General features: G+C 45.4%; 24 protein-coding genes. 11 read left to right on the plus strand and 13 right to left on the minus strand.

Translation table 11 applies throughout. From position 1 onward, the window contains the following. Positions 1 to 115: 115 nt before the first annotated feature. The 9 genes from MAR181_RS11755 to MAR181_RS11795 all read right to left on the minus strand — a co-directional run bounded on the left by MAR181_RS11755 (position 116) and on the right by MAR181_RS11795 (position 10,025). Positions 116 to 1,222 (minus strand): alpha/beta hydrolase family protein, encoded by a 1,107-nt coding sequence (locus MAR181_RS11755; protein WP_013796816.1) that lies wholly within the window; start codon positions 1,220 to 1,222, stop codon positions 116 to 118. A 279-nt stretch (positions 1,223 to 1,501) separates the two neighbouring features. Further along, entirely contained in the window at positions 1,502 to 2,950 is a 1,449-nt protein-coding gene (locus tag MAR181_RS11760) for an aldehyde dehydrogenase (protein ID WP_013796817.1), read from the minus strand. Between the two features lie 45 nt (positions 2,951 to 2,995). Beyond that, the gene (locus tag MAR181_RS11765; protein ID WP_013796818.1) at positions 2,996 to 3,784 is read right to left on the minus strand and encodes a coniferyl-alcohol dehydrogenase; all 789 of its coding nucleotides are present in this window, start codon (positions 3,782 to 3,784) and stop codon (positions 2,996 to 2,998) included. Continuing rightward, positions 3,784 to 4,800: a branched-chain amino acid ABC transporter permease gene (locus MAR181_RS11770; RefSeq protein ID WP_013796819.1), complete on the minus strand. Its 1,017-nt coding sequence runs from the start codon at positions 4,798 to 4,800 to the stop codon at positions 3,784 to 3,786. Before MAR181_RS11770 ends, MAR181_RS11765 begins: the two co-directional genes overlap by 1 nt. After that, entirely contained in the window at positions 4,790 to 5,698 is a 909-nt protein-coding gene (locus MAR181_RS11775) for a branched-chain amino acid ABC transporter permease (protein ID WP_013796820.1), read from the minus strand. Before MAR181_RS11775 ends, MAR181_RS11770 begins: the two co-directional genes overlap by 11 nt. Continuing rightward, positions 5,695 to 6,414 carry an ABC transporter ATP-binding protein gene (locus MAR181_RS11780; protein ID WP_013796821.1) on the minus strand — a complete coding sequence of 240 codons (720 nt, stop codon included), beginning with the start codon at positions 6,412 to 6,414 and terminating at the stop codon, positions 5,695 to 5,697. The genes MAR181_RS11775 and MAR181_RS11780 overlap by 4 nt, the downstream gene beginning before the upstream one ends. Continuing rightward, on the minus strand, positions 6,401 to 7,147 hold the full coding sequence (locus tag MAR181_RS11785) for an ABC transporter ATP-binding protein (protein WP_013796822.1): 747 nt from the start codon (positions 7,145 to 7,147) through the stop codon (positions 6,401 to 6,403). Before MAR181_RS11785 ends, MAR181_RS11780 begins: the two co-directional genes overlap by 14 nt. Positions 7,148 to 7,157: 10 nt before the next feature. Continuing rightward, positions 7,158 to 8,447, minus strand: a complete 1,290-nt coding sequence (locus MAR181_RS11790; RefSeq protein ID WP_013796823.1) for an ABC transporter substrate-binding protein — start codon at positions 8,445 to 8,447, stop codon at positions 7,158 to 7,160. 72 nt (positions 8,448 to 8,519) lie between these two features. Then, positions 8,520 to 10,025, minus strand: coding sequence for an aldehyde dehydrogenase (locus MAR181_RS11795; protein WP_013796824.1), 1,506 nt, complete (start codon positions 10,023 to 10,025; stop codon positions 8,520 to 8,522). A gap of 151 nt (positions 10,026 to 10,176) precedes the next feature. Between MAR181_RS11795 and MAR181_RS18120 the strand changes: the two genes are divergently transcribed. Continuing rightward, positions 10,177 to 11,067 carry a helix-turn-helix domain-containing protein gene (locus MAR181_RS18120; RefSeq protein ID WP_013796825.1) on the plus strand — a complete coding sequence of 297 codons (891 nt, stop codon included), beginning with the start codon at positions 10,177 to 10,179 and terminating at the stop codon, positions 11,065 to 11,067. A gap of 382 nt (positions 11,068 to 11,449) precedes the next feature. Continuing rightward, the gene (locus tag MAR181_RS11805; RefSeq protein ID WP_013796826.1) at positions 11,450 to 13,447 is read left to right on the plus strand and encodes a methyl-accepting chemotaxis protein; all 1,998 of its coding nucleotides are present in this window, start codon (positions 11,450 to 11,452) and stop codon (positions 13,445 to 13,447) included. 371 nt (positions 13,448 to 13,818) lie between these two features. Here MAR181_RS11805 and arfB read toward each other — a convergent pair whose 3' ends face one another. Beyond that, a complete protein-coding gene (arfB, locus tag MAR181_RS11810) occupies positions 13,819 to 14,232 on the minus strand; it encodes an alternative ribosome rescue aminoacyl-tRNA hydrolase ArfB (RefSeq protein ID WP_013796827.1) in 414 nt (137 codons plus the stop codon). Positions 14,233 to 14,371: 139 nt separating this feature from the next. Between arfB and hisA the strand changes: the two genes are divergently transcribed. The 4 genes from hisA (at position 14,372) to MAR181_RS11830 (ending at position 18,006) form a co-directional block, all read left to right on the plus strand. Next, a complete protein-coding gene (hisA, locus tag MAR181_RS11815; RefSeq protein ID WP_013796828.1) occupies positions 14,372 to 15,133 on the plus strand; it encodes a phosphoribosylformimino-5-aminoimidazole carboxamide ribotide isomerase in 762 nt (253 codons plus the stop codon). A 151-nt stretch (positions 15,134 to 15,284) separates the two neighbouring features. Then, positions 15,285 to 16,037, plus strand: coding sequence for a hypothetical protein (locus MAR181_RS11820; RefSeq protein ID WP_013796829.1), 753 nt, complete (start codon positions 15,285 to 15,287; stop codon positions 16,035 to 16,037). 56 nt (positions 16,038 to 16,093) lie between these two features. Further along, positions 16,094 to 16,405: an antibiotic biosynthesis monooxygenase family protein gene (locus tag MAR181_RS11825; protein ID WP_013796830.1), complete on the plus strand. Its 312-nt coding sequence runs from the start codon at positions 16,094 to 16,096 to the stop codon at positions 16,403 to 16,405. Between the two features lie 245 nt (positions 16,406 to 16,650). After that, complete coding sequence (locus MAR181_RS11830; protein WP_013796831.1) at positions 16,651 to 18,006, plus strand: sigma-54 interaction domain-containing protein; 1,356 nt, start codon at positions 16,651 to 16,653, stop codon at positions 18,004 to 18,006. 57 nt (positions 18,007 to 18,063) lie between these two features. Here the strand turns inward: MAR181_RS11830 and MAR181_RS11835 are convergent, their stop codons facing one another. Further along, on the minus strand, positions 18,064 to 18,387 hold the full coding sequence (locus MAR181_RS11835; RefSeq protein ID WP_013796832.1) for a hypothetical protein: 324 nt from the start codon (positions 18,385 to 18,387) through the stop codon (positions 18,064 to 18,066). Position 18,388: 1 nt separating this feature from the next. Between MAR181_RS11835 and MAR181_RS18495 the strand changes: the two genes are divergently transcribed. From MAR181_RS18495 to MAR181_RS11860, 5 genes are all read left to right on the plus strand, one after another. Next, positions 18,389 to 18,544, plus strand: coding sequence for a hypothetical protein (locus MAR181_RS18495; protein ID WP_171810321.1), 156 nt, complete (start codon positions 18,389 to 18,391; stop codon positions 18,542 to 18,544). 213 nt (positions 18,545 to 18,757) lie between these two features. Continuing rightward, positions 18,758 to 20,623, plus strand: coding sequence for a cation:proton antiporter domain-containing protein (locus MAR181_RS11840; RefSeq protein ID WP_013796833.1), 1,866 nt, complete (start codon positions 18,758 to 18,760; stop codon positions 20,621 to 20,623). Between the two features lie 76 nt (positions 20,624 to 20,699). Beyond that, complete coding sequence (hemG, locus tag MAR181_RS11845; protein WP_013796834.1) at positions 20,700 to 21,227, plus strand: menaquinone-dependent protoporphyrinogen IX dehydrogenase; 528 nt, start codon at positions 20,700 to 20,702, stop codon at positions 21,225 to 21,227. 421 nt (positions 21,228 to 21,648) lie between these two features. Further along, entirely contained in the window at positions 21,649 to 23,073 is a 1,425-nt protein-coding gene (locus MAR181_RS11855) for an SLC13 family permease (RefSeq protein ID WP_013796835.1), read from the plus strand. Positions 23,074 to 23,143: 70 nt separating this feature from the next. Further along, positions 23,144 to 24,499, plus strand: coding sequence for a YdgA family protein (locus tag MAR181_RS11860; RefSeq protein WP_013796836.1), 1,356 nt, complete (start codon positions 23,144 to 23,146; stop codon positions 24,497 to 24,499). 90 nt (positions 24,500 to 24,589) lie between these two features. Here the strand turns inward: MAR181_RS11860 and MAR181_RS11865 are convergent, their stop codons facing one another. Both MAR181_RS11865 and MAR181_RS11870 read right to left on the minus strand, forming a co-directional pair. Beyond that, complete coding sequence (locus tag MAR181_RS11865) at positions 24,590 to 25,369, minus strand: SPOR domain-containing protein (protein ID WP_013796837.1); 780 nt, start codon at positions 25,367 to 25,369, stop codon at positions 24,590 to 24,592. Positions 25,370 to 25,449: 80 nt separating this feature from the next. Next, complete coding sequence (locus tag MAR181_RS11870; protein ID WP_013796838.1) at positions 25,450 to 25,881, minus strand: YqaA family protein; 432 nt, start codon at positions 25,879 to 25,881, stop codon at positions 25,450 to 25,452. Positions 25,882 to 26,019 lie beyond the last annotated feature (138 nt).

The following is a 26,019-nucleotide window of genomic DNA, read 5'->3' on the forward strand; positions in this document are numbered from 1 at the left end:
CATTTCTTAAATTAAAGGGTCCTAAAGTGTCCTCTTTGAACTATATGAACAGGAACATTGAGCAAATAGGACCTTTGCTTTCTTGGCATCATTTCCTCCTTGAACTGAGCTTTTGTTAAATTGCGTCTTCTAAAAATGCCACTATGTCATTATTTATTTTTTCTAAAAAGGCTTTTCTATCAAACCCATCCGGATCCATGCCAACGGGAATAGACTCTTCTTTTAGCAGCCAATCTGGAAATGGTGAGATAAAAGCATAATGATGTGCATTTTCGTAAACCTTGTATGTATGTGTCTTTTCACCCAATGATTTATGCACATACTCTGCATGAAATGGAAATCGGGTAATTTGATCATTTGCCAATCTAAAAATACCCAATTCGCCTTCAATACCTTGAATTTGTGTTGGGGAAAAAGCCGCTGCGGTCGGCGCAACAAGTGCTATGGCCTTGAATTTTATAGGTGGTTCAACTTCACTCACCACCTCTTTATCAGTCAGCCCTGTTCCATAAGACCAGTGAACTAAATCTGTACTGGCAAGCCAAAACCAAATGCGCTGCCACCAAGGCACATCTAAACAAAAATCAGGATCTAAGGACTGGTTTTTTAGACAATGCTCCTCAACATAATCAAAATTGGGGAAGACGCCACTTGACCCTAACGCGGTAAGACCACCTAATGAATAACCAATAGCCCCAATACGTTGCTCGTCAATAATGCTCGCTATTTCAGGTTCAGCTTTGGAAAAAGCCGCCAGTGTTCGTGAAAATTCAGCAATACGATGTTCAATAACAGAAACGGTTTTATCGGTATCTATCCATTCGTCTTTAGTGAGCTGGGGAATCATCACCACGTAACCTTTTCGCGCTAATGCGGACGCCGTATCCCTATGATTTCGATAACGTCCTCCGACACCGTGGGAGAAGAGTATTACTGGAAAATGCCCAATAATAGCGGCTTTGCCATTCCACGCCCATGAGGGACGAAAAGGTCCCCATTTTTTAACGAATTCTTCATCTGTACTCGGATACCAAATTCCTCCGGAAATACCCTCTTCCTGGTTTGCTTCAATCGCACGGAACCCGACCGAATAACTCGGCTCGGCAATGGCATTCCCAGCCATTAAGCAACTGATCAAACATAAAAATAGATATCTTTGGGTTCTTTGCATCTGTATTAGCAGCAATTTAACCCTTGAATAGCACACAGATGATTTAGACATTTTCAAAACCTCCTTGATACGACGACAATCCAGTGACGCAATAGCATCAATGAAAACATCCGCGAAAACAAGAAAAAAGCGGTGCCTAAAAAATAGGAGCAAGCTAAGTCATGCCCTTGCATTAACGAGAAGCGCGTTAATGGCAGTCAGTGTGATGGTGCTTGAACAGCTGTTCGAAACCTCTGTTCAAGGTTTGAAGGAGTTAAGGCTTTATTAAAGGCGGCGGCATCATCATGACATGCTAATGCCGCCGCTCCTTAACCTTATGAAGGCCTCGCTTTAAAATGGATAGTGCTGTTTGGCATCTTCAATGGTGATCCAACGCACATCGGTAAACTCAGCAATTCCAGCTTTGCCGCCAAAACGACCATAGCCAGAATCCCCCACCCCACCAAATGGCATTTGTGGTTCATCTGCCAAAGTCGGTCCATTAATATGGCAAATACCGCTTTTTATGGCATTGGCACAAGCCAACGCCCGATTAATGTTTTGCGAGAATAATGCCGCCGACAAGCCATACTCGCTGTCGTTAGCCACTTTAATGGCTTCTGCATCACCATTGACACGAATAATCGACTTAACTGGACCAAAGCTTTCTTCGCGATAAATGCGCATTTGATCGTTTACACAATCCAATAAGGTCGCCGAGAAAATCGCGCCGTCGTTTTCACCGCCACAGACCAACTTAGCCCCTTTCGACACAGCATCATCGATCAGCTGACGCATTTTATCAGCAGCCTCAGGATTGACTAAAGAGCCAAGCACCACCTGTTCACGAGGATTCCCCCAAGGTAAAGTCGATGCTCTGGCAATTAGCTGATCGACAAACTCATCGGCAATACTGTCATCTACAATCATCCGCTCTGTGGACATACAGATTTGTCCTTGATTCATAAAGGCGCCAAAAATAGCCGCATTCACCGCCGCTTCAATATCCGCATCCGCTAATACCACCAAAGGGGCTTTGCCACCCAGTTCGAGTAAGGCGGGTTTCAGGTTCTCCCCCGCTAAACGACCAATAATACGTCCAACAGGGCTGGATCCCGTAAAGTTCACATGTCGTACTTCGGGTGCTTCGATCAGTGCTTTCACTATGTCCGGCGCATCGCTGGGATCATTTGATAACAGATTAATCACACCAGCAGGAAAACCAGCTTCAAGGAAGCAATCAATGATTAGCCTATGGGTCAGAGGACAGAACTCAGAGCTCTTTAAAATCACGGTATTACCACAGGCCAGTGGTGTTGCAATTGCACGCGCCCCTAAAATAACCGGTGCATTCCAAGGTGCTATCGCCAAACAGACACCTTTAGGTTTGTTAATCGACATGGCTAAGGTACCCGGCTTATTCGCAGGAATGACCTCACCTCCGACTTGAGTCGTTAAGGCGGCGGCTTCGCGAATATGGCCGGCTGCGAGCATGACATTAAAACCAGCCCAAGGACCTGTTGCACCAGTTTCTGCAATCATAGCGCTGATAAAGTCATCCACTTTTGCTTCCATAATATTAGCGGCTTCATTCAACAGCACACGACGCTCAGAAGGACCAACCGTCGACCAGTTAACAAACGCCTCATCAGCGGCTTTAGTGACACTGGCCACGTCTTCTAATGAGGCGGCAGCACAGACAGAAGCCACGTCTCTGGTCACCGGGTCTAAACGGGAATAGGTTTTTGCATGGCTTGCAGCCCTGTCTTTACCACCAATGCTTAATAAAACGGTTGTCATCACATGACTCCTTTCTAGGAATTATAGGTTTCTAAGAATTAAAGCTTATAAGTTGAATTGTTCAATGGTTAACGAGGCTTCTAAACCGCCGTCGGTGGCAAGGTTATTGCCATTAATCCAGCGCGCCGCGTCAGAGCATAAAAATAGAATCGCGGGCGCGATATCCCCAGCCTTGCCAGCACGACCCACACGCGCGACATCAGAATCCACTCGCTCGTCACCCAACACCTGACGAAATTGCGTCAATATGGGGGTCTCTACTGGGCCTGGAGACACGGCATTGACACGAATATGGCGAGATCTAAAGCATTCTTGATGGGAAGCCAACATGGTCCACACCAAAAGAATCTCTTTTGATATGGGGTAACCCGCTTCATTCGGAATATCGAAATCCTTCATCACCTGATAGGCATCAGGAAACCCAGTTAACTTAGCAATGGCACTGGCTCGTTGACTGTTCTCTTTCCAACCAAAACCGGCAATAGACGCCACATTCACCACACTGCCACCCGTGCGCAGTTTGCTAACCAGACCTTGGGTCAAGGCTCTCAAACCAAAGAAATTAATCGCCAGCGTGATGGCCGCCCCAGATTGACCCGACACACCGGCCACATTACACAGGGCATCAATATCGTCAGGGAGTTGGCTAATGAGTTTCTCCACACCCGCTTGAGACGAAATATCGGCCTTGATAAAACACCCAACAACCTGCTCTGGTTTCACCAAATCAATGCCTATCACTTCGGCTCCCATCTGTGTAGCAAGCTCTGCGGTACGACGCCCAATACCACTGGCGACACCGGTGACTACGACAGTTTTTCCGAATAACATCATCACTGTCTCCTATTTTTTTTGTCTTTGTTCAACATCAATGTTTCGTTTGTTACTTGATACCCAACCGGAATCAAACGAAGCCCCAAGCGAGATTCAATTGCCCCCCACAGTCCTTTAGGTAAAAACAACGAGCACAGCACAGCAACAGCGCCCAACCCCACCAGATACCAAACACCGGTGGCGGCAAACCATGTTTCTACGGCAAAAAATAACAAGGCGCCGAGAATCGCACCCTCAAAGCGTCCTATTCCTCCAACCAGCACCATGAAGATCATGTAGGCGGTCCATTGCACAGAGAAATAGGTTTTAGGCTGAAAGGAAGACGCTTGCGCTAACCACAGAGCCCCCGCTAACCCCGTGCCAAAGGCGGCAAAAATAAAGAACCACTTTTTCACGGTTTGCGCATCAACACCGATCGAATCAGCCGCTTCTTCGTTATCACGAATTGCTTGCATCGCAATGCCTGCTTTTGAGCGCAGTAGGTAAAAAAGTCCGATTAATAACCCCGACATGCTGATAAGCGCAGCAAGGTAAATCAGTACTCGGCGTGTTCCTATCGGGTAAACATTAAGGGAAATCAATGATGTGCCGGTCTCGCCTTGAATCAAGGGATCAAGATTCACCAACAAATGCCCAACCGATGCCAATACCCACATGCCAATGCCAAATTCCGCTGCTTTTAAGTGCAACATGAACTTAGAAATGGGCCAACTGAGTAAACCGACTAGCAAGGCCGCCAATGACACAGCGACAAAAGGGGAAATGCCAAGATGGGCCAAACGGATAGTGGCATAAGCTCCCAAACCAAAGAACAACTGCTGTCCAATAGACACCAAGCCGCCAAAGCCCGCTAAGGTATTCCACATGGCCGCCATAATGATGTAAATAAACAATACCGTAAGTCGTTCCAACACATTGTCAGATGCCGCAAATGGTGTCATGACCAACACCATCAATAACAGCACAAGGCTGATAACCGTCATATTGGAATAGGCATTTGACCGTTTAATGCTCATAGGGGTTCCCCTTTACTCTTTTTCCGAACCAATGCCTTAACGTGAAAAAGTCACGATTGAGGTAAATTCTGGCGAATAAAAATAGTAAGAAGACAAAGTGACCACCCAATAGAAAACCCTGCGGATGGATCAAAGCCCCAATACTTTGCGCTATTGCTAATATGATGCCGCCGAGAAGTACTCCCCACAAAGAACCCACGCCGCCAATGATGGTCGCTTCAAACGCAAACAAGAGTTGTGGTGCGCCGGCATATGCATCAAAGGTTCCTCGTAATCCCAATGCGGTACCTGAAATCGCCACCGTCATCATGGCAATCGCGGCCGCAACAGCCGCCATTTTTCGTGCATCGATTCCCACTAGGCCGGCCGTATCTGGATCAAAGGCGGTGGCTCGAATTTGTCGTCCTAGGGCCGTAAAGCGCAATACCAAATCCAATCCACCAATCACCACAATGGCGCTGCCTAAGATGATGACGGGCAACTTGCCAATCCATAGACCAAAGAATTGATAGGATTCCCAGCTTAAATCGCCTACATAGGAGGCAAGGGAACGAGTATTGGCACCAAAATGTTGAAACAACAGGTTATCAATCACAATCGATAGACCAAAGGTGCTCAAGACTGGCAGTAGCTCTCCGCCCTTGGTGGCCCGCTCTAAAATAACGCGCTGTAATAACCAACCAATCAGCGCCATGATAGGCAATACCAAAAGCAAAGAGGTAAAAGGTGATAAGGCCAAAGCGTCGGTAATCATCCACACCATATAGGCACTTAAAATAGCGAGTGAACCGTGCGCCAGATTGATAATGCGCATTACTTGAAACATAAAGGCAAGACCACAGGCAATGAGCGCATAGTAGCCACCTAATAAAATCGCCTGCACGAGACTATTGATCATGAAGCCTCCTGCGTCGTGTTTTTTTGCAAACCAAAATAGGCCTGAGTGATTTCATGACGGTCTGTATCCACCGTGAGTTTATCCAGCACGATGCGGCCTTCCAGCATGCAAACAGCACGTTTAGCAAAGCTTATTGCCCTATCTAATGCCTGCTCCACTAAGATAATCGTGGTACCTGTGTCACGCAGTTTTTCTATAGAGGCATAGACCTGATCAACGACCAAGGGAGATAAACCTAAACTGACTTCATCCAAAATAAGCAGCTCAGGATTGGACATCAAAGACCGACCTATGGCGGTAGCCTGTTGCTCACCTCCTGACAAACTGCCCGCTTTGGCGTAACGTCTTTTGACCAGATTAGGAAAGGTCTCAAATACCCGCTCAAGGTCCCACTCCCCAGGCCTATGAATGGTTTGACCCAACAATAAATTCTCTTCGATGGTCATGTCGGTAAACAAGCGACGGCCTTCTGGTACCAATGACAAACCTTGTTTAACCCGATCACAGGAAGGCGCATGAGTGATGTCATCCTGTTTGAATAACAAGGCCCCAGAATGAATGGGCAAGGCCCCAGCAATGGCTCTTAACAGGGTGGATTTACCCGCCCCATTCGCACCAATTAAGGCAATCGTTTCGCCCTGTTTCATCTCTAGGGACACCTCACGTACCGCTCTAAATTGTCCATAGCGCACATCTAATGCTTTAGCCAACAACATCAATGCTTCCTCCCATGTACGCCTGTATGACCGCTTGATCTGACATCACCGCCTGCGGTTTGCCTTGGGCAATGATCTGGCCGCTGTCCATACAGATGAGGCTTTTCACCACACGCAGCAGGATATGAACAATATGCTCGATCCACACTATGCCAATGCCGCGCTCTATTAAGATCAAAATGGTATCCACCAGCTCCAGGGCTTCTGCTTCCGTGAGGCCGCCACCGATTTCATCGAGGAACAACAGCTTAGGCTGAGTCGCCAAAGCACGAGCCAGTTCCAAGCGCTTGCGATCTAACAGACCTATGCTGTCTGCTTCGCGATTCGCAAGCGGCAACATGCCACACAGCTTGATCGACTCCAACGCTATGTCATAAGCCTCTTCACGGTTATTAGTCGCCGCATGAATCGCGGCGACAAAAACGTTTTCAAACACTGTGATGCCAGAAAAAGGCTTGGGGATTTGATGCGTTCTAACCAACCCCTGCTTCGCCCTTTGACGGGCTGGGGCATGGGTAATATTTTGATTATTCAGAATAATCTCGCCTTCACTTGGCGCCTGCGCCCCCGACAAAACACTCAGTAAGGTGGACTTTCCTGCCCCATTGGGTCCAACGATGCCAATGGCATCCTTGGAGTCCATTGCGAAATCGATTCCATTCAACACTTGCACTCGACCGAAAGACTTATAAATTCCCGTCGCTTGGAGTTGTGAATAAGAGGTATTTTCCACGAAGTCGCTCCTAGCGGTTATACGGAAGAAGCTTATGGGTAACCGGCACATTCGTATCGGTTACATTCTCTGTAATCACATAGTCTAATTTGTGCTTTCCTGCGCCTTTCACCCACTGGGCACCAATAATTGGACCGGGAGATACGTTAGGGACAGGGCCTGAAGTGAAATCGACTTTCCCGCCTATGGTCGTCACATTCAATGCAGCAATGGCATCACGGATGTCGGTATGTGAGGTCGGACTTTTAGCCCGTTTTAAGGCTTCTGTCGCAGCGTCCAATAATGACAAGGTTGCCCCTAATTGCTGAGTCCATTGCTCACCGGATTCTTGCTCCCATAGGTTCGCTAGTTGCGTACCATTTTGGCCCGTTAATGTAGAGGTATAAGGAAAGCTTTTATGCCAGTAGGCGGCAGAAGCAATTTTTGGCCCCAATGACCCTAACACTTCAATGTCAGCTGGAAACAACCCTGTCTTAGCAACTTGGATGATCTTCACCTGACGGTTAAGCCCCTGTTGTGCCGCTTGACGCCAGAAAGCAGCAAAGTCCGGTGGAATCGGAAAAGTATTAATAATTTCAACGTTTTCGGCTTTAAATGTCGCAATCTGGCTAGAGAAGTCCGTGGTGCCCGTTTCATAAGCACCTGGGTCTATTACGGTATAACCCGCCTTTGTAAAACGTGGCACTAAGGCCCCTCGAATCGCGCTGCCATCCGCATCATTCGGGTACATTACACCGACTTTTTTATTTGTGTCGAGTAACGCCCATTGAGACATATAGGTTTTGTAAAATTCACCTGTCCCAAAGCCAAAATGATACGTCCATTTGAATGGACTAGGCTGACCCGGTTTTGCACCTCGACCGTAATACCAAGCTTCCCATGGCATGACAGTCGATAAGGTAGGAACGCCCGCCGCTTCGCCAGCATCGGCAACAGGGTTAATGACCTCAGGGGTTGAAACCGCCAACATTAAATCCACCCCTTGGTTAATTAGCTCCTTCGCTAATTGTCCTGCCCGAGCAGGGTCTGATTGGCTATCACGATCAAGAATGTTGACCTTATAATGCTTACCCTGAATGGTCATGCCATCCACTAAGGCTTTACGCGCTTGTTCTAAAATAAAGCCATCGGTTTTACCAAAGCTTGCCAAAGGACCTGTCCTTGGGCTAATAAAGCCGATGTTAATGGTATCGTCGTCTGCTGCGATGACACTGCCAGACAAGGTTAAGCTAGCCGCCAACGCTGGAACCAGTAACTTGGTAAACCTAGCACTCAGGCTATTTCGTCTATTACTTTTCATAAAAACCTCTTATTATTTTTGTGGTTAAAGTATTTTTATTCACTTAACGACATGGCTTTAAAGACACAGCGCTTAAGTCTGTCGGTTCACTGTAATCCAGCGTACCTCGGTAAACTCATCGACACAGGCATCACTACCAAAGCGCCCATAGCCACTCGACTTCTGCCCGCCAAAAGGCATAAAGGGGTCATCCTTTACCGTGGCACCATTAATATGACAGATGCCAGATTCAAGTTGATTTACTAACGTTTCCGCCAATTTCAGATCATTCGTAAAGACGGCGGCGGCTAAGCCATACTCGCAATTATTGGCCACCGTAATGGCTTCTTCTGGGGAATCAACACGATAGATGCCCGCAATAGGACCAAAGCATTCTTCAGAGTAAATGCGCATCATAGGGGTGATATGATCCAGCAGCGTAGCGTCTATAAATTGACCTCGTCGGGACGCCCCTGTCAGCAAGGTAGCACCTTTATCAATGGCATCTTCAATCAGAGCCGATAACCGCGAGGCAATCGAAGGGGTGGCGACTGGTCCCAGCTTGACGCCTTTACGCCGTGGGTCGCCGGCCACCAACTGAGCTGCCATGTCGGTTAATAGATCGATGAATTCATCGGCAATGCTTTGCTCGACTATGATTCTGTCCGTTGCCATGCAAATTTGCCCTTGATTTAGAAAAGCACCATAGGCTGCCTCTTTGGCGGCTAATGCTAAATTGGCATCTTTCAAGACAATCAATGGCGACTTGCCGCCCAGCTCTAAAAGACAGCGTTTCAAATATTTGGCAGCAATGCTGGCGATGATTCTTCCAACCCGGGTCGAACCAGTAAAATTCACCCGACGTACCGATGGATTGGAAATTAAGCTGGTAATCACTTCTTCGGAATGCTCTGAAGCATTGGTCATCACCCCAACCACCCCATTCGGGATCCCCGCCTCATGAAGTAATTCGGCTAACAACACATGCGTACCAGAAGAAAGCTCCGAGGCCTTCAAAATCACTGTATTACCAAAAGCCAACGGAAATACAATCGCTCGCATACCGAGCACGATAGGCGCATTCCATGGAGCAATGGCAAGGCACACACCAGCGGGTTTGCGAAGGATGTAAGAATCTTTAGATTGGTGAGATAGGCATTGCTGAGAAGCCGCTTTCGGTTTTTTTTCAGGACACTCTTCAGATAAATGGTAAACCGCCAGATCAACCGCCGCATCAATGGCGTCCATTGCAACTGTCATATTAAAATCTACCCATTCCTGCGTCGCGCCGATTTCCCTTAACATGCATTGTGCAAAGCGATCGCGATATTTAGGCATCAGGGTTTTAGCGAAAAGAAGTATTGCAGCACGTTCTTCCACCTGAGTAGCAGACCAGGCTGGAAAACTCGCCGTTGCGATAGCAACCATGTGCTCGGCATCGTCACGTCGGCCACAGGCAACACGAGAAGCAAGCAAATCGTTGCTCGGATCCAGACGGTCAAAATACCCCCCCGCCATCGCTGGCTGGTGCTGACCATCAACAAACAAATTTACTTCAGGGACGGGACAAGCGCCCATGCTTTCACTGGCAATGTTCAAAATGTCATGCTCCCTATTATTAGATTTTTTGTAGGTAGATGAGCTAGTAACAAAAGATTAGCAGCAATCCTCCCGATAAAAATGTCAATTTATGGGTTATTATTGCTAAATAATGGTTTGTTGATGGGCTCTGTTAATAAAAGGTGAGTGAATGCTGACGAATATTATTGGCTCTATGGTGCGTTTCGAAGCAATTCAACCGGGACTGCAACCTCGTACTTTTAGCACTGGCAGCGGAAATTTTACCAACTTTAATTTGATTGGTGTGGTACAACGAGGCGATGTTTCCGTCCTCTATGAGGACGAACAACATAATGTGATAGGGTCATCTATTTTCTGCCTACCCCATAAAGCCAGTGCCAAAATTTTGGTCCCCGCTGGCAGTCAAATTTGGCTCATTGGCTACAGCAATGAATTGACCAGCTTGGTCATGGGAACAGAGTTAGACAGTACCAAGCTAGAAATATTAATGCATCAACTTACCCTTACCCAATGTCAAACAAGCGATATTAATGACACTTTTTTGCCCCTGTTAAAACTGCTTAACCTAGAAATAAGCTTTACCAAGAACCGCTCTCAAACCATCATTTGTGCCATCATTCGTATCCTGCTCATCAACACTTACCGACTCACCAATATCCAATCCATTAAGCTCAACAACTCCCCTGATGAACTGGTGTTACAACGCTTCAGACAGCTGGTCGAAATCGAATTTAAAAACCGTCAGCCCGTGAGCTATTATTGCAATGAACTCAATGTGACCTATGACCGTCTGCATGCTATTTGTCAGCGTAACTTGCAAAAACCCCCATTACAGCTAATCAATAATCGAGTGCTGATTGAAGCCACCAACCGCTTAAAAAAACCATCTGATTCCATACAAATGATTGCCAGCCAATTAGGCTATAGCGATGCGAGCCAATTCAGCCACTTCTTTAAAAAAGAAACTCGACTTTCACCAAATCAATTCAGAAAAAACAACACCACAAAGGGCACCTTGAAGGGATCAAACTATGAATACAACTTTTTTGACTGGCCATAAAGACATGGACTTGGGGTCAGATAAACAACATCACTATTTTTCATCGGTACTCAAACCTACAAATTCAACGACCAAAATCCCTGTTTTCTCTTCCAGTATTACTGAATTAAAACGTTAACTCGCCTTAATGTATAACATCCAAAACAACAATGGCGAAGCCAGTCAACTGTCAGAACGATGCGACCTTGTATAAACGCGATTAAGAATATGTCTAATCAAATTGACGAATCAAGAGTGTTATACCATTTTTAATATATGCAAAAATGACATACGTCGATTCTATAAAATACTGTTATAGATAAGGTTCTTTTCATGCATATCACAAATAGGGCTATTTTTCGTAATCGTTAATTAGATTTTATCTGAGTAACAAGGAGCAAATATGAAATCCTTTTTGAGTCAGTTAAAAGTGTCTCAAGCCATCGCCCTCGTGGGTCTAATTCAGTTTCTATTAGCCACCACAGTCACCGCCATTTTGATTTATCTCTTGATGGAAAAAATACGAGAAGGAAAGATAGCAGAAGACATGGTGATCATGTCGGAAGTGCTGGATGCCATTGCACACAATCATGCTGTGGAGCGCGGCTTAACCGCAGGATACCTAGGATCTAACGGCAATAACGGAAGAGAAAAACTGACTCAGCAACGTATAAGAGCTGATCAAACGGAACAAGTACTTCGCTCACTTAGCTCAAAGGATTTCAATCACATTGGAGACGCTTATATCGATAAAATCCGTGCTCCTATATTAAGTCGATTGGCAAAAAAAGATCAGATAAGGCGTTCCGTTGATGCACTCTCTCCTAGTAGCGGCGCATTTGCGTATTACTCTGATTTAAATGCCCATGCTCTAATTGAAATCCGACTTCTAGCATCCAATATCACGGATCGTAATGTGACGCAGGCACTTGAAGCACGCTTAAGCCTACTTTGGATGAAAGAGCGCATTGGACAATATAGAGGCGCATTGAATGGCGTGTTTGCATCAGGAAAAGCCACGGCCGTGCAAAAAAGCAAAATCGCGTCGTTCTTACAGGAAGAACAGAACTGGCAAGAAAACTACGAAGAGATCGCGACACCAGATAAACTCGCATTGTTTGAGAAAATCAAAGATTCTACAGATTGGAAAAATGTAGCGAAAATAACAAGTGATTTCAGATCGTTAACCGATTTAGACAATGTTCCTTCTGTTCCTAACTGGTTTTCAATGGCCACGGCTAAAATTGGACTGACCAAAAACGTTGCAGATGAAATTGGCTCACAAATTAAGGCTCAAGCAACCAAATTGGTTCAACAAGGTTACCAAAATGTCATCTACCTAGTGATTGCTTTTGTTGTCGCCGCAATTCCTACCATCTGGATCATGTTAGCTGTCATTAAATCCATTTCAGGCCGTGTTCAACTAATCCAAAACGCCCTTAATCGAATTGCAGAGCAAAAAGATTTAACCCATAACATTCCTAATACAAGCAATGATGAAATAGGTATCATCATTGATGCCTTTAATCGACACCTTGAACACCTATCCGCTACCTTCAGTCAACTGCAACAAAAGTCCAGCCATGTAAAATCCAGCATGGATTATTTATCAAGCAAATCAAAATCAGCGCTTAAAGAAAACCGTGAACAGCAAAATCGAACCGACCAAATAGCCGCAGCAGTGAATGAAATGTCGTCTACCAGCGCCGTTATTTCACAAGATATGAGCCTAGCGTCAGACGAAACACTCAATATGCAGGAACAAAGCACGGTTGGCCGAGATCGCATGCAGGCTATCCTAACGTCAATTGACTCTCTTAGTGAAGAGGTGGCTGGGGGCTTCAAGTCTGTCGAGGTCGTTACCAGTCAAACCGATGAGATTGGATCCATTCTACAAACGATAGAATCCATTGCAGAACAAACCAACTTGCTGGCGTTAAACGCCGCAATTGAGGCGGCCCGTGCTGGTGAGCAAGGGCGCGGTTTTGCGGTTGTGGCTGATGAAGTTCGGAGTTTGGCTAAACGAACTCAAGGCTCTACAGATGAAATACGAAAAATGATTGAGTCTCTCATCGAAAGCAGTGGCAGCGCACTGACATCCATGAAAACTTGCTCTACTATGTCAACAGAAACCGCCAGTACAGTCTCGGAGAATGTTGTCATGATTCAGGCGTTGTTCAACTCAATTGACTCCGTCAATCAAGCAATTGAAAGAGTCACATCCGCATCGGAATCACAGTCTCAAGCCTCAGAAGAAATCAATAAAAACGTTCAGAATGTAAATGAGCGATCTGAATTTATTCTTGAAGCCGTGTCTGAAGTGGAAAACACAACGAATTCTGCAAGTGACCACATATCTGATGTCATCACAGAAATCGAATCTTATAAGTTGAAATATTGACCTCTATGGAGGCCCATTATTTGCAAGAACAAGATCGAATAAGAAACGCTAACCTTGAATTGATAACCAGCTACCCATTATGATCAAAAGGCATGCGTCTACGCCACCTATGGCTCAAAACCGGACAAAACAAAAGGCGCCTTCTATTTGGGAGCCAACCCCATGCCCTCCAAACGCAGCAGAATGTCTGTTTCTTGAGTCTGAGCGGTTGCCGAGGAGCACATTGCCGTAGCCAGTGAACTTGTTCGTACCTGCCATAAACGCCCTGTTGCGTTCCTTGAGATAAAAAGGGTTTGTGGCGCTACTCGTTATTTAAAATAAAGAAGTCACCCGCTCAGAAGAAATCAAAACACTCTCGGCAGAGAAAAACCCTAATCCCAATTACTCCTTCTTAGGCTCTTAATCTGTCCTTTTTTCTTTTTGCTATCAACACGCTTCTTCTGTGAAGAACGAGTCGGTTTCGTTGGACGTCGAGCCTTCTGTACCTTGATGGCATCCAGGATGAGTTCTTTCAGACGTGCTAAGGCGTCTTCTCGGTTCAGTTCCTGAGTACGATGCTGCTGAGCTTTGATAACAATGTCGCCGTCTTTGGTGAGACGTGAGTCTTTCAACGCGAGCAATCGTTCCTTATGAAATTCCGGCAAGGAAGAGCTGGCAACATTGAAGCGTAAATGGATGGCCGATGACACCTTATTTACGTTCTGTCCCCCTGCTCCTTGAGCACGTATGGCGGTCAGTTCGATTTCATCGTCGGGAATGGCTACCGCGAGGGATATTTGCAACATAAGTCTGTTATTTCTTTGTCTATTTAATTGATAACAAAGAGTATATCAGTAAACGCACTTTGTGACGTTGCGGCATCGTGTCGGACAAAATTATCCGCTATACTGATTGTTTTATTTCGGCCAAATTTAGGGGTGATGTGTGACTCAATTCCGTCCTTGTATCGATTTACACCAAGGCAAGGTAAAGCAAATTGTCGGCGGCAGCCTGAATGATCAAGGTGCTAAAGAAAATTTCATCAGTGAGTACAGTGCGGAACATTACGCCCGTTTGTACCGAGAGCATGGCTTAACCGGAGGTCATGTTATCGCGCTTGGCAAAGGCAATAAAGACGAAGCAATGAGCGCCCTACGCGCTTACCCTAATGGCCTGCAATACGGCGGTGGTGTAAAAGACAGTAACGCCGCCAACTATTTAAAAGCGGGGGCATCCCATGTCATCGTCACCTCGTATTTGTTTGAGAATGGCGAATTCTCTTGGGACCGCTTAGATAAGATTAAACGTGAGACGGGCACAGATAACCTTGTACTGGATTTAAGCTGTCGCCGTACAAAAGATGGCTGGTTCATTGCCACTGATCGTTGGCAAACCATTACCTCGACTCAAGTCAATCACGATAACTTGGTGGAATTGGCCAATCATTGTGATGAGTTTTTGATTCACGCGGCCGACGTAGAAGGTTTGCAAGCAGGCATTGACGAAGACTTAGTCAGCCTACTGGGTCAAGCCTGTCCAGTGGCGGTAACGTATGCCGGTGGCGCACGCGCTTTGCAGGATTTAAAACGTGTTCATGAATTGTCCGCTGGCAAGGTGGACTTAACCATTGGCAGTGCGTTGGATATTTTTGGCGGTAAAGGTGTGACGCTGGATGAGTGCATCCAGTGGAATCAATCCCAAGCCTAACGATTCGCCGTAGCGATAGGAGAGCACTAACAAGCTTTACACTTTATTTAATCAAATCCGACTGGGATCTCGGCTTGGCTTATCTCGACATCAAGTACAGCATGCCGCATACTTGGTGTCTGTATTTTTTCCTAATTGTCAGGACGGTTAGATGTCAATATTTCGTAGTGGCCTGTTGCTTGTAACGCTCTTTTTGAGCGCTTGCTCGATGCCCATGTTATCTCCTCAACCAGACACCACGGACCAAGCAGAAAATACCACAGCAGATTTGATTACACCGAATCAGCGAGGTGTGGTTATTGAAGAACCCGCGAAAGCTACAGGCTACGTGGAAGCTACAGGCTACGCGGAAGACTTGGCCGATTTAAACAAGTATCAACTAAGTGCTAAAAAACATTATCAGGCATTAAATGATCGCCTTGGTAGTGCGACTAAGCCACCAAGAATCATTGAAGCCAATCTGTTGTCCCGTGAAGCTTTACAAGCCAGTATTCAGCAGTTACGCACTTATACCAGTCAAACCAATACCGAATTAGCCGCGCTGGATGCCCGCATTCGCGAACGCCAAAAAATGCCGATCAATGGTGATCTGGTACGTTTGTTTTTGTCTGAAACCACAGTCAACGAAGCGGTGGCCAGCTTTAAAGCGCAGCCTCTGATTGGTCAATGGGTACGTGGTGAATCTCGGGTAATACGCTTAAAAGACAACTTTTTGTTTGAAAGCCCGAACTCAGAAGACGTGACCATTACTTTTTCAGAACGTTATCAGGTTTTAATTAATGGCCAAGTGGTGATGACGGTGTCACCACAAAGAGCCAAGAATACAGCTAAGTTCCAAGTCCCTACGCAAGATCAAACCGGTTCACTGATTGGTAAATTGGATTATCGTTTGGTTAACCACTAATCGCTTACCCTTTAATGTCATCACTTGTTTTAACTTGGCTGCAGTATGGAGTTTGTATGATAGCAAGAGAATGGAAAGCAACTTGTCCGAAAGAGCATGAAGAAGGGTTTATTGCTTACCTATACAAAACCGGCATCAAAGACACATCAGGCACCAAAGGCTTTCTTGGGGCGCAAATACTGAATCGAGATTTAGAGGGTGATGCTGAAATCACCTTGCTGACCTATTGGGAAGATCTTGATTGCATTAAAGCGTTTGCTGGTGAAGATATCAGTGTGGCTAAGCTGTACCCAGAAGACGATAAATACAAATTAAACCCTGATCACCATGTAAGCCATTATCACGTCCGAGAAAACATGTGGTTATAAGACAGGCATCAAACAGGACTTAGCGCCCGTGACGTTTTCTTCTTTAGTCCCATGCGTCTATCATTTTTTCGCCATGATGTGTGACGTTCTTCTTTCCAAAAGTTGTTTTCAATAAAGGGTGAACTTTGTGCAAACAAGTTTAAATAAACGGAGAGTTAGCGCAAAGTCTCAAGGGGTTACCTAGGCTTATTCCCTGCGCTTATGATTTCATTGAGCTTGGTTCATTAAACTGACGCAAGGAAATCATGAAAACAGCGCCGAAGTTATTCTTACAAATCCAACAACCAGAGCTCGCTACCGAGTTACTCGCTCTGCCCAGCCTGCGGCAATTTGAGCTGACCATCAGCCAACAAGGACACTGTTGGTTAGCACAACTGGCCGACAGCCAATGCGATCTGGCGATCATCGAAGCCAATGCTGAACAGCAAAATCAACTTCAAGCACTCAGTCAAAGCTCAGTCTTGGATAAGGTGCAATGCCTCTTCCTTAGCCAAGGAGAACCTTCTATGATCATGGATCATTTAATGGGACAAGGGGCTGGTGTTCACTACCGAGCGCCTTTTAACTTCACGCAACTCAAAGCCAATCTGGATGAGTTATTTTGGGCATTAGATCCATCACCACAAGCCCCTTCGCCACAAACTAGTTATCTCGATCAATTCGGTTTGCTCGTTGGCTCTTCACCTTGCATGCATCAGCTGTATCGAACACTGCGTAAAGTCGCCGCCACTAACGCCAATACTTTTTTAATTGGAGAAAGCGGAACGGGCAAAGAACTGGTTGCCAATACCTTGCACTTATTCAGCCAAAGGTCTGATCAAGCTTTCATTGCAGTAAACTGCGCAGCGTTAAGCCCAGAGTTAATCGACAGTGAACTCTTTGGTCATGTTAAAGGTGCGTTCACCGGAGCGCATAAAGACCATATTGGCGTGTTTGAACAAGCCGAAGGTGGCACCCTGTTTCTTGATGAAGTGACCGAAATGCCCTACGAGCATCAAGCTAAACTATTACGGGTGTTGGAGTCTGGCGAATATCGCCCGGTTGGCTCGCAATCCTTCAAACAAGCCAAGGTGCGCGTGGTTGCCGCCACCAATCGAACACCGAAAGACGCCATTGATGAAGAGAAGTTCCGCGAAGACTTATACTTTCGTCTCGCCCACTTTCCCATTCAAGTTCCTCCTCTACGTAACCGTCAGGGTGACGCCGTTGGTCTTGCCCAACATTTTTTGGCGTACCGCAATACTCAAGATCACAGCAATAAAGCCCTGTCTTCTCAAGCAATCAATAAAATTGCTCAATACCAATGGCCTGGTAATGTACGTGAACTGAAACATACCATTGAACGCGCTTTTATCTTGGCGGAACAAACGATATTGCCCGAACACATTGTGACCGGTGGTTTGGCTGATGCGGCCAGCGATTCTCAATCACACATTCCAGCGGGCATGCCGCTAGAAGACATTGAAAAAATGGCCATTTTAAAAACCTTGGCGGACAACCAGGGCAATCGTAACAATACCGCACAACAACTTGGCATCAGTGTCAAAACCCTCTACAACAAGTTAGACAAATACGGGACTGACTCACTTGCTCATGTCTAACGAAAGAAAAAGACTTAAAACAAACAAGGACTCAAATGAGCCCTTGTTTGATTGGCCTTAGCAATTTGTGTCTTTGCTGTCCATTTTCTCTTTTACTTTCTCACAAGTATCTTCCACAGCCTTGCTCGCATCTGTCATGGTACTTTCTAGATTGTCACCCGCTTCATCCATAGTGTCCTGCACGCTTTCACCCGCACTGTTTAGCGCGTCACCGGCATGAGATAAAGAGTCTTCAACGTTACTCGATAAAGAGTCTTCAACGTTACTCGACAAAGTGTCTTCAGCGGTGTTTTTGTCTTCCGCATCCTGACCACAAGCCGCCAATGTTCCTGCCGTTACCAAAACCAATGCGGTGTTTAAAAGTGTACGTTTGATGTTCATAATGTTCTCCATTTTAGTTTCTCGTCCTTTAGTTTCTCGTTCAAGAACGATCATTCAGGCCAAATCGGCTGTGAGTATTAAAACGCTTATCATCGCAATCGATGTCTTACCGATTCGCTGTAATCTGTATATTGCTAAGCCTGTGCCAATTCCTTAATAAAAACATAAGGTATTGTTTTTATTTATAATAATTTATTTTAAGGGCGTTTTTAGGGCCTTGTTCACGGGGTTCTATCGGTTATTTTTACGGATTAGCTCGGTAACAATTTCCGTCGAATAAATGTAAAGACGCAAAAAATATGGCAAAGTCCGGAGTTACTGGTTGACGCTATGACTCGCCACCTTTGATGTTCACAGAATAGGATCCTCCATGACTGATGCATTACTGCTGACTTTTATATTTCTCGTTGCTGGTGTGGTTTCAGTTCCCATCGCGGCACGTTTGGGTCTCGGGTCAGTGCTGGGTTATCTATTGGCGGGGATTTTAATCAGTCCCCTATTATCTTGGTTTCATGTGGACATAGTGTCACTGCAACACTTTGCAGAGTTGGGTGTGGTGCTGATGCTGTTTTTAGTCGGACTGGAGCTGCATCCGAAAAAACTGTGGTCGATGAAAGCCCGCTTGTTTGGTTTAGGCGGCGGACAAGTCTTGTTCTGTACTGGCTTTATTATGGCGGTAGCCCTGCTGTTCGATTTGCCTTGGCAATCCAGTTTGGCGATTGGCCTAGTGCTGGCTCTATCTTCAACCGCCATTGTCATTCAGTCATTAACCGAAAAAGGCTTGATGAAGTCCGATGGTGGTCAATCATCTTTTGTGGTCTTGTTGGCGCAAGACATTCTCGTCATTCCTATGTTGGCAGTCATTCCATTATTAACCCTACCTGAGCTACAACATTTAGCACAAGCAGGCGATGCTGCAGATCATAACGCCGTGTTATTAGCAGGCTTAGCTTCTTGGCAAGTGCCCTTGGTAATCATTGCCGCCATCGGGGTCATCATCATAGGTGGCAGTTATCTGGTCACGCCCATTTTTCGTTTTATTGCAGTGGCGCAACTGCGTGAGCTATTCACCGCCACGGCCTTGATGTTTGTGGTTGGCACCACTTTGCTGATGTCTTTAGTCGGTTTATCACCCGCATTAGGCACCTTTTTAGCGGGCGTGGTGTTAGCCAACTCGCCTTATCGCCATGAGTTAGAAAGTGACATTGCGCCATTTAAAGGCTTGTTACTTGGCCTGTTCTTTATGACAGTTGGTGCTGGCATAAATTTTGGCCTACTGACGGATAAGTTATTCCTCATTGTTAGTCTGACGTTAGGATTAATTCTACTCAAAGGCTGCGTGCTTTGGTTACTCGGTTGGGCGTTTAAGATCCGTGGTTCTAATCGTTGGTTGTTTGCGCTGGGCTTGGCTCAGGCTGGTGAATTTGGCTTTGTGCTCTTGTCTTTCACTGTCAGCAACGGTGTGATTGCTGACGCTGTTGCGGATGTGCTGCTATTGGTGGTGGCCATTTCCATGCTGCTGACACCAATACTGTTTATTCTGTACGATAAAATCATTGCGCACCATTACGCCAAAGATAAAAGCGCCAAGCCATTCGATGACATGCCAGACGGCAATAAGATTCTAATAGCTGGTTCTGGTCGCGTTGGCACCATCTTAGACAGCATCTTACGCTTAGCAAATTACCATTCCACTGTGATTGATTTCAGTACCAAGCGTTTACAAGCTTTGGAAAAGTTTGGTGTAAAAAATTACTTCGGTGACGCCACTCGTCCGGATTTACTGGAGGCCGCTGGTATTGAAGAAGCCAGTGTCTTTATTATTGCCATTGATAACCCTGAGCAAGTGACTCAGTTAGTCAAGCACGTAAATCACCACTATCCGCATATTCACATCATTGCGCGCGCCTTTGATAACCATCATGTTTACGACCTGTGGTCTTACGGTTGTCGAGATATTATTCGTGAAACCTTTGACAGCAGTTTGCGCATGGGACGCTCCGCTTTTGAAGCACTTGGTATGAGTCGTAGCACCGCCGAACAAATGATTGATGTGTTTGTCCAGCACGACAAGGTGTCTATGGTGGAGGTGGCGGATGCTCATGAAATTGGTGTGCCCTTCCATGAAAACCAAGCCTTTATTAAACGCTTGCGGGAATATTTGGAAGAGAAGAACCCGCACTTACAAGCCGCCATGGATAAAATCAAAGCGGAAGACAAACAAGACTCTCTTTGACAGCTCAAGTGGGAATGTTTATAACAAGATCCCAATTGCACAATTATCATTAGATGAGGCAGATTTCTGATCTTTTATGGCGAATATTTTATTTGTTTACTCCACAACGGACGGCCACACCCTGAAAATCAGCCAAACCATGCAAACTGTGATGGAACAAGCAGGTGAGCAAGTTCAGCTGCTGCCACTCGATCAAGTCAATGCAGAACAATTGTCCCAATGTGACAAACTGGTGATTGGCGCGAGCATCCGCTACGGTAAGCACCAACCGAGTCTGGTGCAATTCATCACAGATAATAAAAGCTTGATCGAAAGCAAACCCAGTGCTTTTTTCACCGTCAACCTAGTCGCTCGCAAGGCCGAGAAATGCGAACCTCATACCAATCCTTATATTATCAAGCTGCTTGATCAATTAGCTTGGCAACCCAGTTTACAGGGGGTTTTTGCTGGTAAGTTACATTATCAGCAATACGGTTTCCTTGATCGAAATATGATTCGTTTCATTATGTGGGTGACGAAAGGACCAACGGACCCAACCACCAATCAAGAGTTTACCGACTGGCAAAAAGTCGACGAATTTGCCCAGGCCGTTTGCCAGCTTTAAGTCACGTGATTTTTGGGCGTTTTTAGTGGGCTAAAGCGGATCCACTTGTGTTTAGCAACCCTAGTTTCAATCAGTTTATTGGCTTGCAGCACATCACCTATGGGCAGAAAGCAGTGTATTTTATTGCCCGACTCACAACTTGATGAAATGGGCGTAGCGTCTTTTCAGGAAATGAAAGCCGAGCAGCCACATACACCAAATGAGGCCAATATTAAGAAAGGTACGAATAAGACTTCAGAATAAACAAATTAGGGGGTAGTAGAACCCAGAATTCTGATCGACTCACCCCGCCAATGGCACACGAATCAAGAATTTGAACTTTGAGATGGCGTCACCACTTGCCAAGTATCTCAAACTAAAAGAACATAATGAGACAGCACACTGTGACTAATTGAACATCCAAAAATAAAGGGCTTTATTTATGTCAGATAAGATGGCATCGAATGTTTCAGGATCTAACCAAGTATCAGTGCCAGCCAATAAATCTTGGCTCTTATATTTGATCATCATCAGTGCCCTTTGTTTAACATCCATTAGTCAGCTGTATTTAACCTGGGCACAAAGCCTCACCGCAGGGTTACTGTTCGCCTGTATTACCCTTTGGGCGACCTCAATCGTACCTGCGTATTTACCCGCGTTGGGATTATTTGCCTGTGCCACGGCCACTGAATTGGCGCCCAATCAAGTGGTCTTTGCGGGCTTCCATTCATCCACCTTCTGGTTGCTATTCAGTGGTATGGTCTTCGGGGCCGCCATTAAACACACGGGGTTAAACCAGCGCGCCACCTTCTTACTCACCCGTATTCTGGGTAACAGCTATCAAGGTACCATTATTAAGATTGCGTTCTTCGCTATGGCTCTGGCGTTCTTAATTCCTTCGGGCGTTGGCCGCGTCGTACTCATTATTCCCATCGTGGCGACCTTAGCGGATCATTTTGGTTACCAAGAAAATTCGAATGGCCGAACCGGTATGTTGTTAGCGGCCGCCTTTGGCACCTTTTCTCCCGCATTTGCTATCCTTCCCGCCAATGCCCCAAACATGCTGTTGGCTGGTATGTTAGAGGCCCTTTATGACTCACCTGTGTCCTATTGGCAATATTTAACCCTGCATTTTCCAGTACTAGGTTTGGGGAAATTGGTGATGATTACGGGGATCATTTTGTGGCTATTCCCTGATCAAGACCCTGAGAAAAACCTAACCCATAAAGTTGAAGAAACCAAGATGAGTCAAATCGAAAAACGCTTACTCTGGGTGTTATGCGTTTGTTTTGCCTTCTGGTTCACGGATACCTTGCATCAGATTTCCCCCGGTTGGATTGGTTTAATCGCCGCCATTATTTGCCTATGGCCTAAATCCGGTTTAACCAATAAACAATGCATTGATAAAGACATCCAATACGGTACGCTGTTCTTCGCAGGTGGTGTGATCGGGCTAAGTGCTATCACAGCTTACTCTGGTTTAGGCGATATTTTGGTCAATACCTTAACCAGTGCAGTGCCCTTTTCAGCGGACTCGTCTTTCATTAATCTTGGGTTACTCACCTTAATTTCCACCTGTGTTGCCGTGGTGACCAACTTAACTGGTGTACCAGCCATCATGACACCCATGGCGGAGCATTTGGCGGACATTACCGGCTTGTCAACTCAAGCGGTACTGATGAGTCAGGTTCTGGCCTTCTCTAACGTCTTGTTACCCTATCAAGCCCCCCCACTCATTACCGCCATTGCCCTTGGTAAATTGTCCATCAAAGCCGTTTCCAAAGTGTGCCTATTGAGTTTTTTGTTTACCAGTATTTTGTTATTACCTTTAAATTTACTCTGGTGGCAACTGCTTAATATGATTTGAGTTTTCTTTTAAATCGACAAAACGGTATGATTTGCGTTCTTCTATCTAATACCATGAAAAGGAATTTTCAGTGAAAAAAAACCTCGCTGTGTTCGTATTTGTTTTGCTTGCCGCTTGTCTAATCGCACCCAAATTTGTTGCACCAAAATACCAAGAACAAGTGTCACAGATTGTGACCAAGTTAAACCTGGCTCCTGGCTATAAAGCGAGCTTAGACAAGCTCGAAGAGACCTGGTTTACGTCTAAAAGCGTATTACACCTAAGCTATGATTTAAGCATGATTGACCCAAACTTATATGGTCAAAAAATAGAAGCGGATGTGGTTCTCGATACTCACTTCGGCCCTCTGCTGATATCGGATGCGGGTCTGGTTGGTTGGTACACTACTAAGGCACACTACGCTGGTGATCCATTGCGAGACAAGTTGCATTGGGCAGCGGATAAAGCCTTTTTTGAAGCCTCTATTGTCATGGACTTACTGGGGAATATTAGCACCCAAAACCAGATCCCAGAATTTGATTTAGAGAATGGTCTACTCACCTTCAGTGGTTACCAGGGCGAAGGCACACTTGGTTCAAATGGCGTTTTATATGATGGCAAAGTTGACCTGATTAAGCTGGATTCGCCACAACAACAAGTCTCGCTTAGCAATAGTCAAATCAACATTTCCATTGAAGACAGTTTGACGACTCTGGCGTCTGGCGGTCTTTATAACGGTAATATCTCAGTCGGCTTTGATGATCTAACCATTGGGCCTGATGTGAATGTCTCAGGGACTAAGCTTCTAATCACCTCCATCCTTAATGCTGATACTCAATTAGGCGAGGTAATAACAGACTACTCAATTGATCACTTCAGCAGCCCAGAATTGATGGTTGATGATCTGTCTTTTGTATTGGAAATGAAACATTTGAGTAATCAGTTCTTTTTAGATTACAAAACATTTTCAGAAAGCATGTTAACGGACACCAACAATCCAGAAGAAATATACCTGCAGTTATTCTCTTTTCTAACAGACAACATGGGCGAATTGCTAGTCCATAACCCAGAGATGAACGTCACAGATTTTAGTGGTCGTCTAACTGAAGGGGAATTCTCTGCCACTCTGCACAGTCGTTTAAAAGAAATGGACGCCCCCAGCTTAGAGCAACTATTAGATTCTCAATTCTGGCTTTGGAACATGATTGTAGATACTAAGATTCAAGCTGATGACACCCTAGTGACACACTTAGGTGAGCGTTTCTTAGCCACACAGATGCGCACCACAACAGACTCTCCTCAGTTAAAACAGCAAGTTCAAATGATGATTGCTAACTTCGTTCAACAAGGTTTCATAAAACGTGATAACGATAAGCTGATGACGGAAATCAACATCGCCAATGGGCAAGGGAAAATCTACGATTTCCCGTTCCCACTGACGCAATAAAAAGCCCATAATGGCGCCTGTATCGTCACAATAAGCAAAAAAAAGGCGTGTTCTACAAGAACACGCCTTTTTAATGTGTCATAAAGCCGATTAGAAAGATTCACCATTGTATTGGTTAACTAGGCAATCTTTGCCCTTTTCTTTCAGCATCATGCAAAAATCGACACTAAAGGATTTTTGTAAAAATGGCCCGACTTTAAGCTGATACATAGTGCGACCTTTGACTTCTTTTTGATTAATTTTAGGCACTAACCCATTATAAGCCGTCGGATCGCGTTTCATTAACACCTGCCATCCACGGACGGCTTCATCACGATTCGAATAGGCTGCTAACTGTACACCATAACCATCATCCGCCATCGTGCTGTTTGTCGATTTTGTCGACGACTGAGACATGTTTGTTGCGGCCAACGGCGCCGCTTGAGCCATATTCATATTGTTCTGTTCAGCCCCTGCCAAAGGCGCTGCAGGCATGGTTTCTGATGACATTTTCTCTGTCGACATAGAGGCTGACATGGTTTCAGCTGGATCCTCCATCGACGCCATTGTGTCTGTTGAAGTCTCTACCGCGGGCGCAACATTGGTTGCCGCCATACTGTCGTCCACATCAATCATGGTCGATTCAGTGGCATCTGGCATTTCCTTGGCCGCTTCTAGGGCCAATTTTTCCTGCTTCAAGGAAGCCACTTCCGCTTCAAGCGCATCGATTTTATCTAGTTTAACTTGCGCAGCTTGCCACTGTTCATCATGCATTCGGACTTTAGTCTGTAAGTCTTCATAGGTCATGAAGGTATTATTTCCACCAGTTGATGAACAAGCCGCTAATACTAATCCCATTTGGACTACGACTAGTTTTTTTGTTATTCCCATTACCATTCTCTCCATCCAGACGAATTATCGAGCTTACAAGTAAGCTTTGTTGACTTAAAGCCCACAAGCTAAAAATACCTTCAGCCAGTATATATAACCTGCTGTCCCCACAAAATCAAAGCGTAGCGGCCAGCTTTTCCTAGCACCACCAAAGGAATAAAATACCAAAGCGAGGTTCTAAAGACACCTGCTGCTATAGCAATACCATCGCCTATAATGGGTAACCAAGTAAAGAGCAAACTCCATACCCCATAACGATTAAAGTAATATTCTGCTTTTACCCGCCTTTTTTTGTCGACCGGAAACCAACGACGCCCTTCAAAACGAGTAAGGTAAGTCCCCAATAGCCAATTGGTCATTGCACCTAAACTGTTCCCCATGGTAGCCCAACACCATAACAAAAGAAGGCTGTTGGCTTCTTGCGCTGTATAAAACAACAATAAGGCTTCTGAGCCCAATGGTAATATAGTGGCCGACAAAAATGACACAATCAAAATGCTGATATATTCCAAGTAACATCTTACCTTTTAACAGGCTTTCCGTGCCATTCGCCAAAACCATGATCTAGCTCATGAAAGTCAGCTAGTAATAATTATAAAAATAATTAATATTGCTAGCTGGATGAATTCTATATAACAAAATCAAGAGAG

Source organism: Marinomonas posidonica IVIA-Po-181 (assembly GCF_000214215.1).
GTDB classification, from domain to species: Bacteria; Pseudomonadota; Gammaproteobacteria; order Pseudomonadales; family Marinomonadaceae; genus Marinomonas; species Marinomonas posidonica.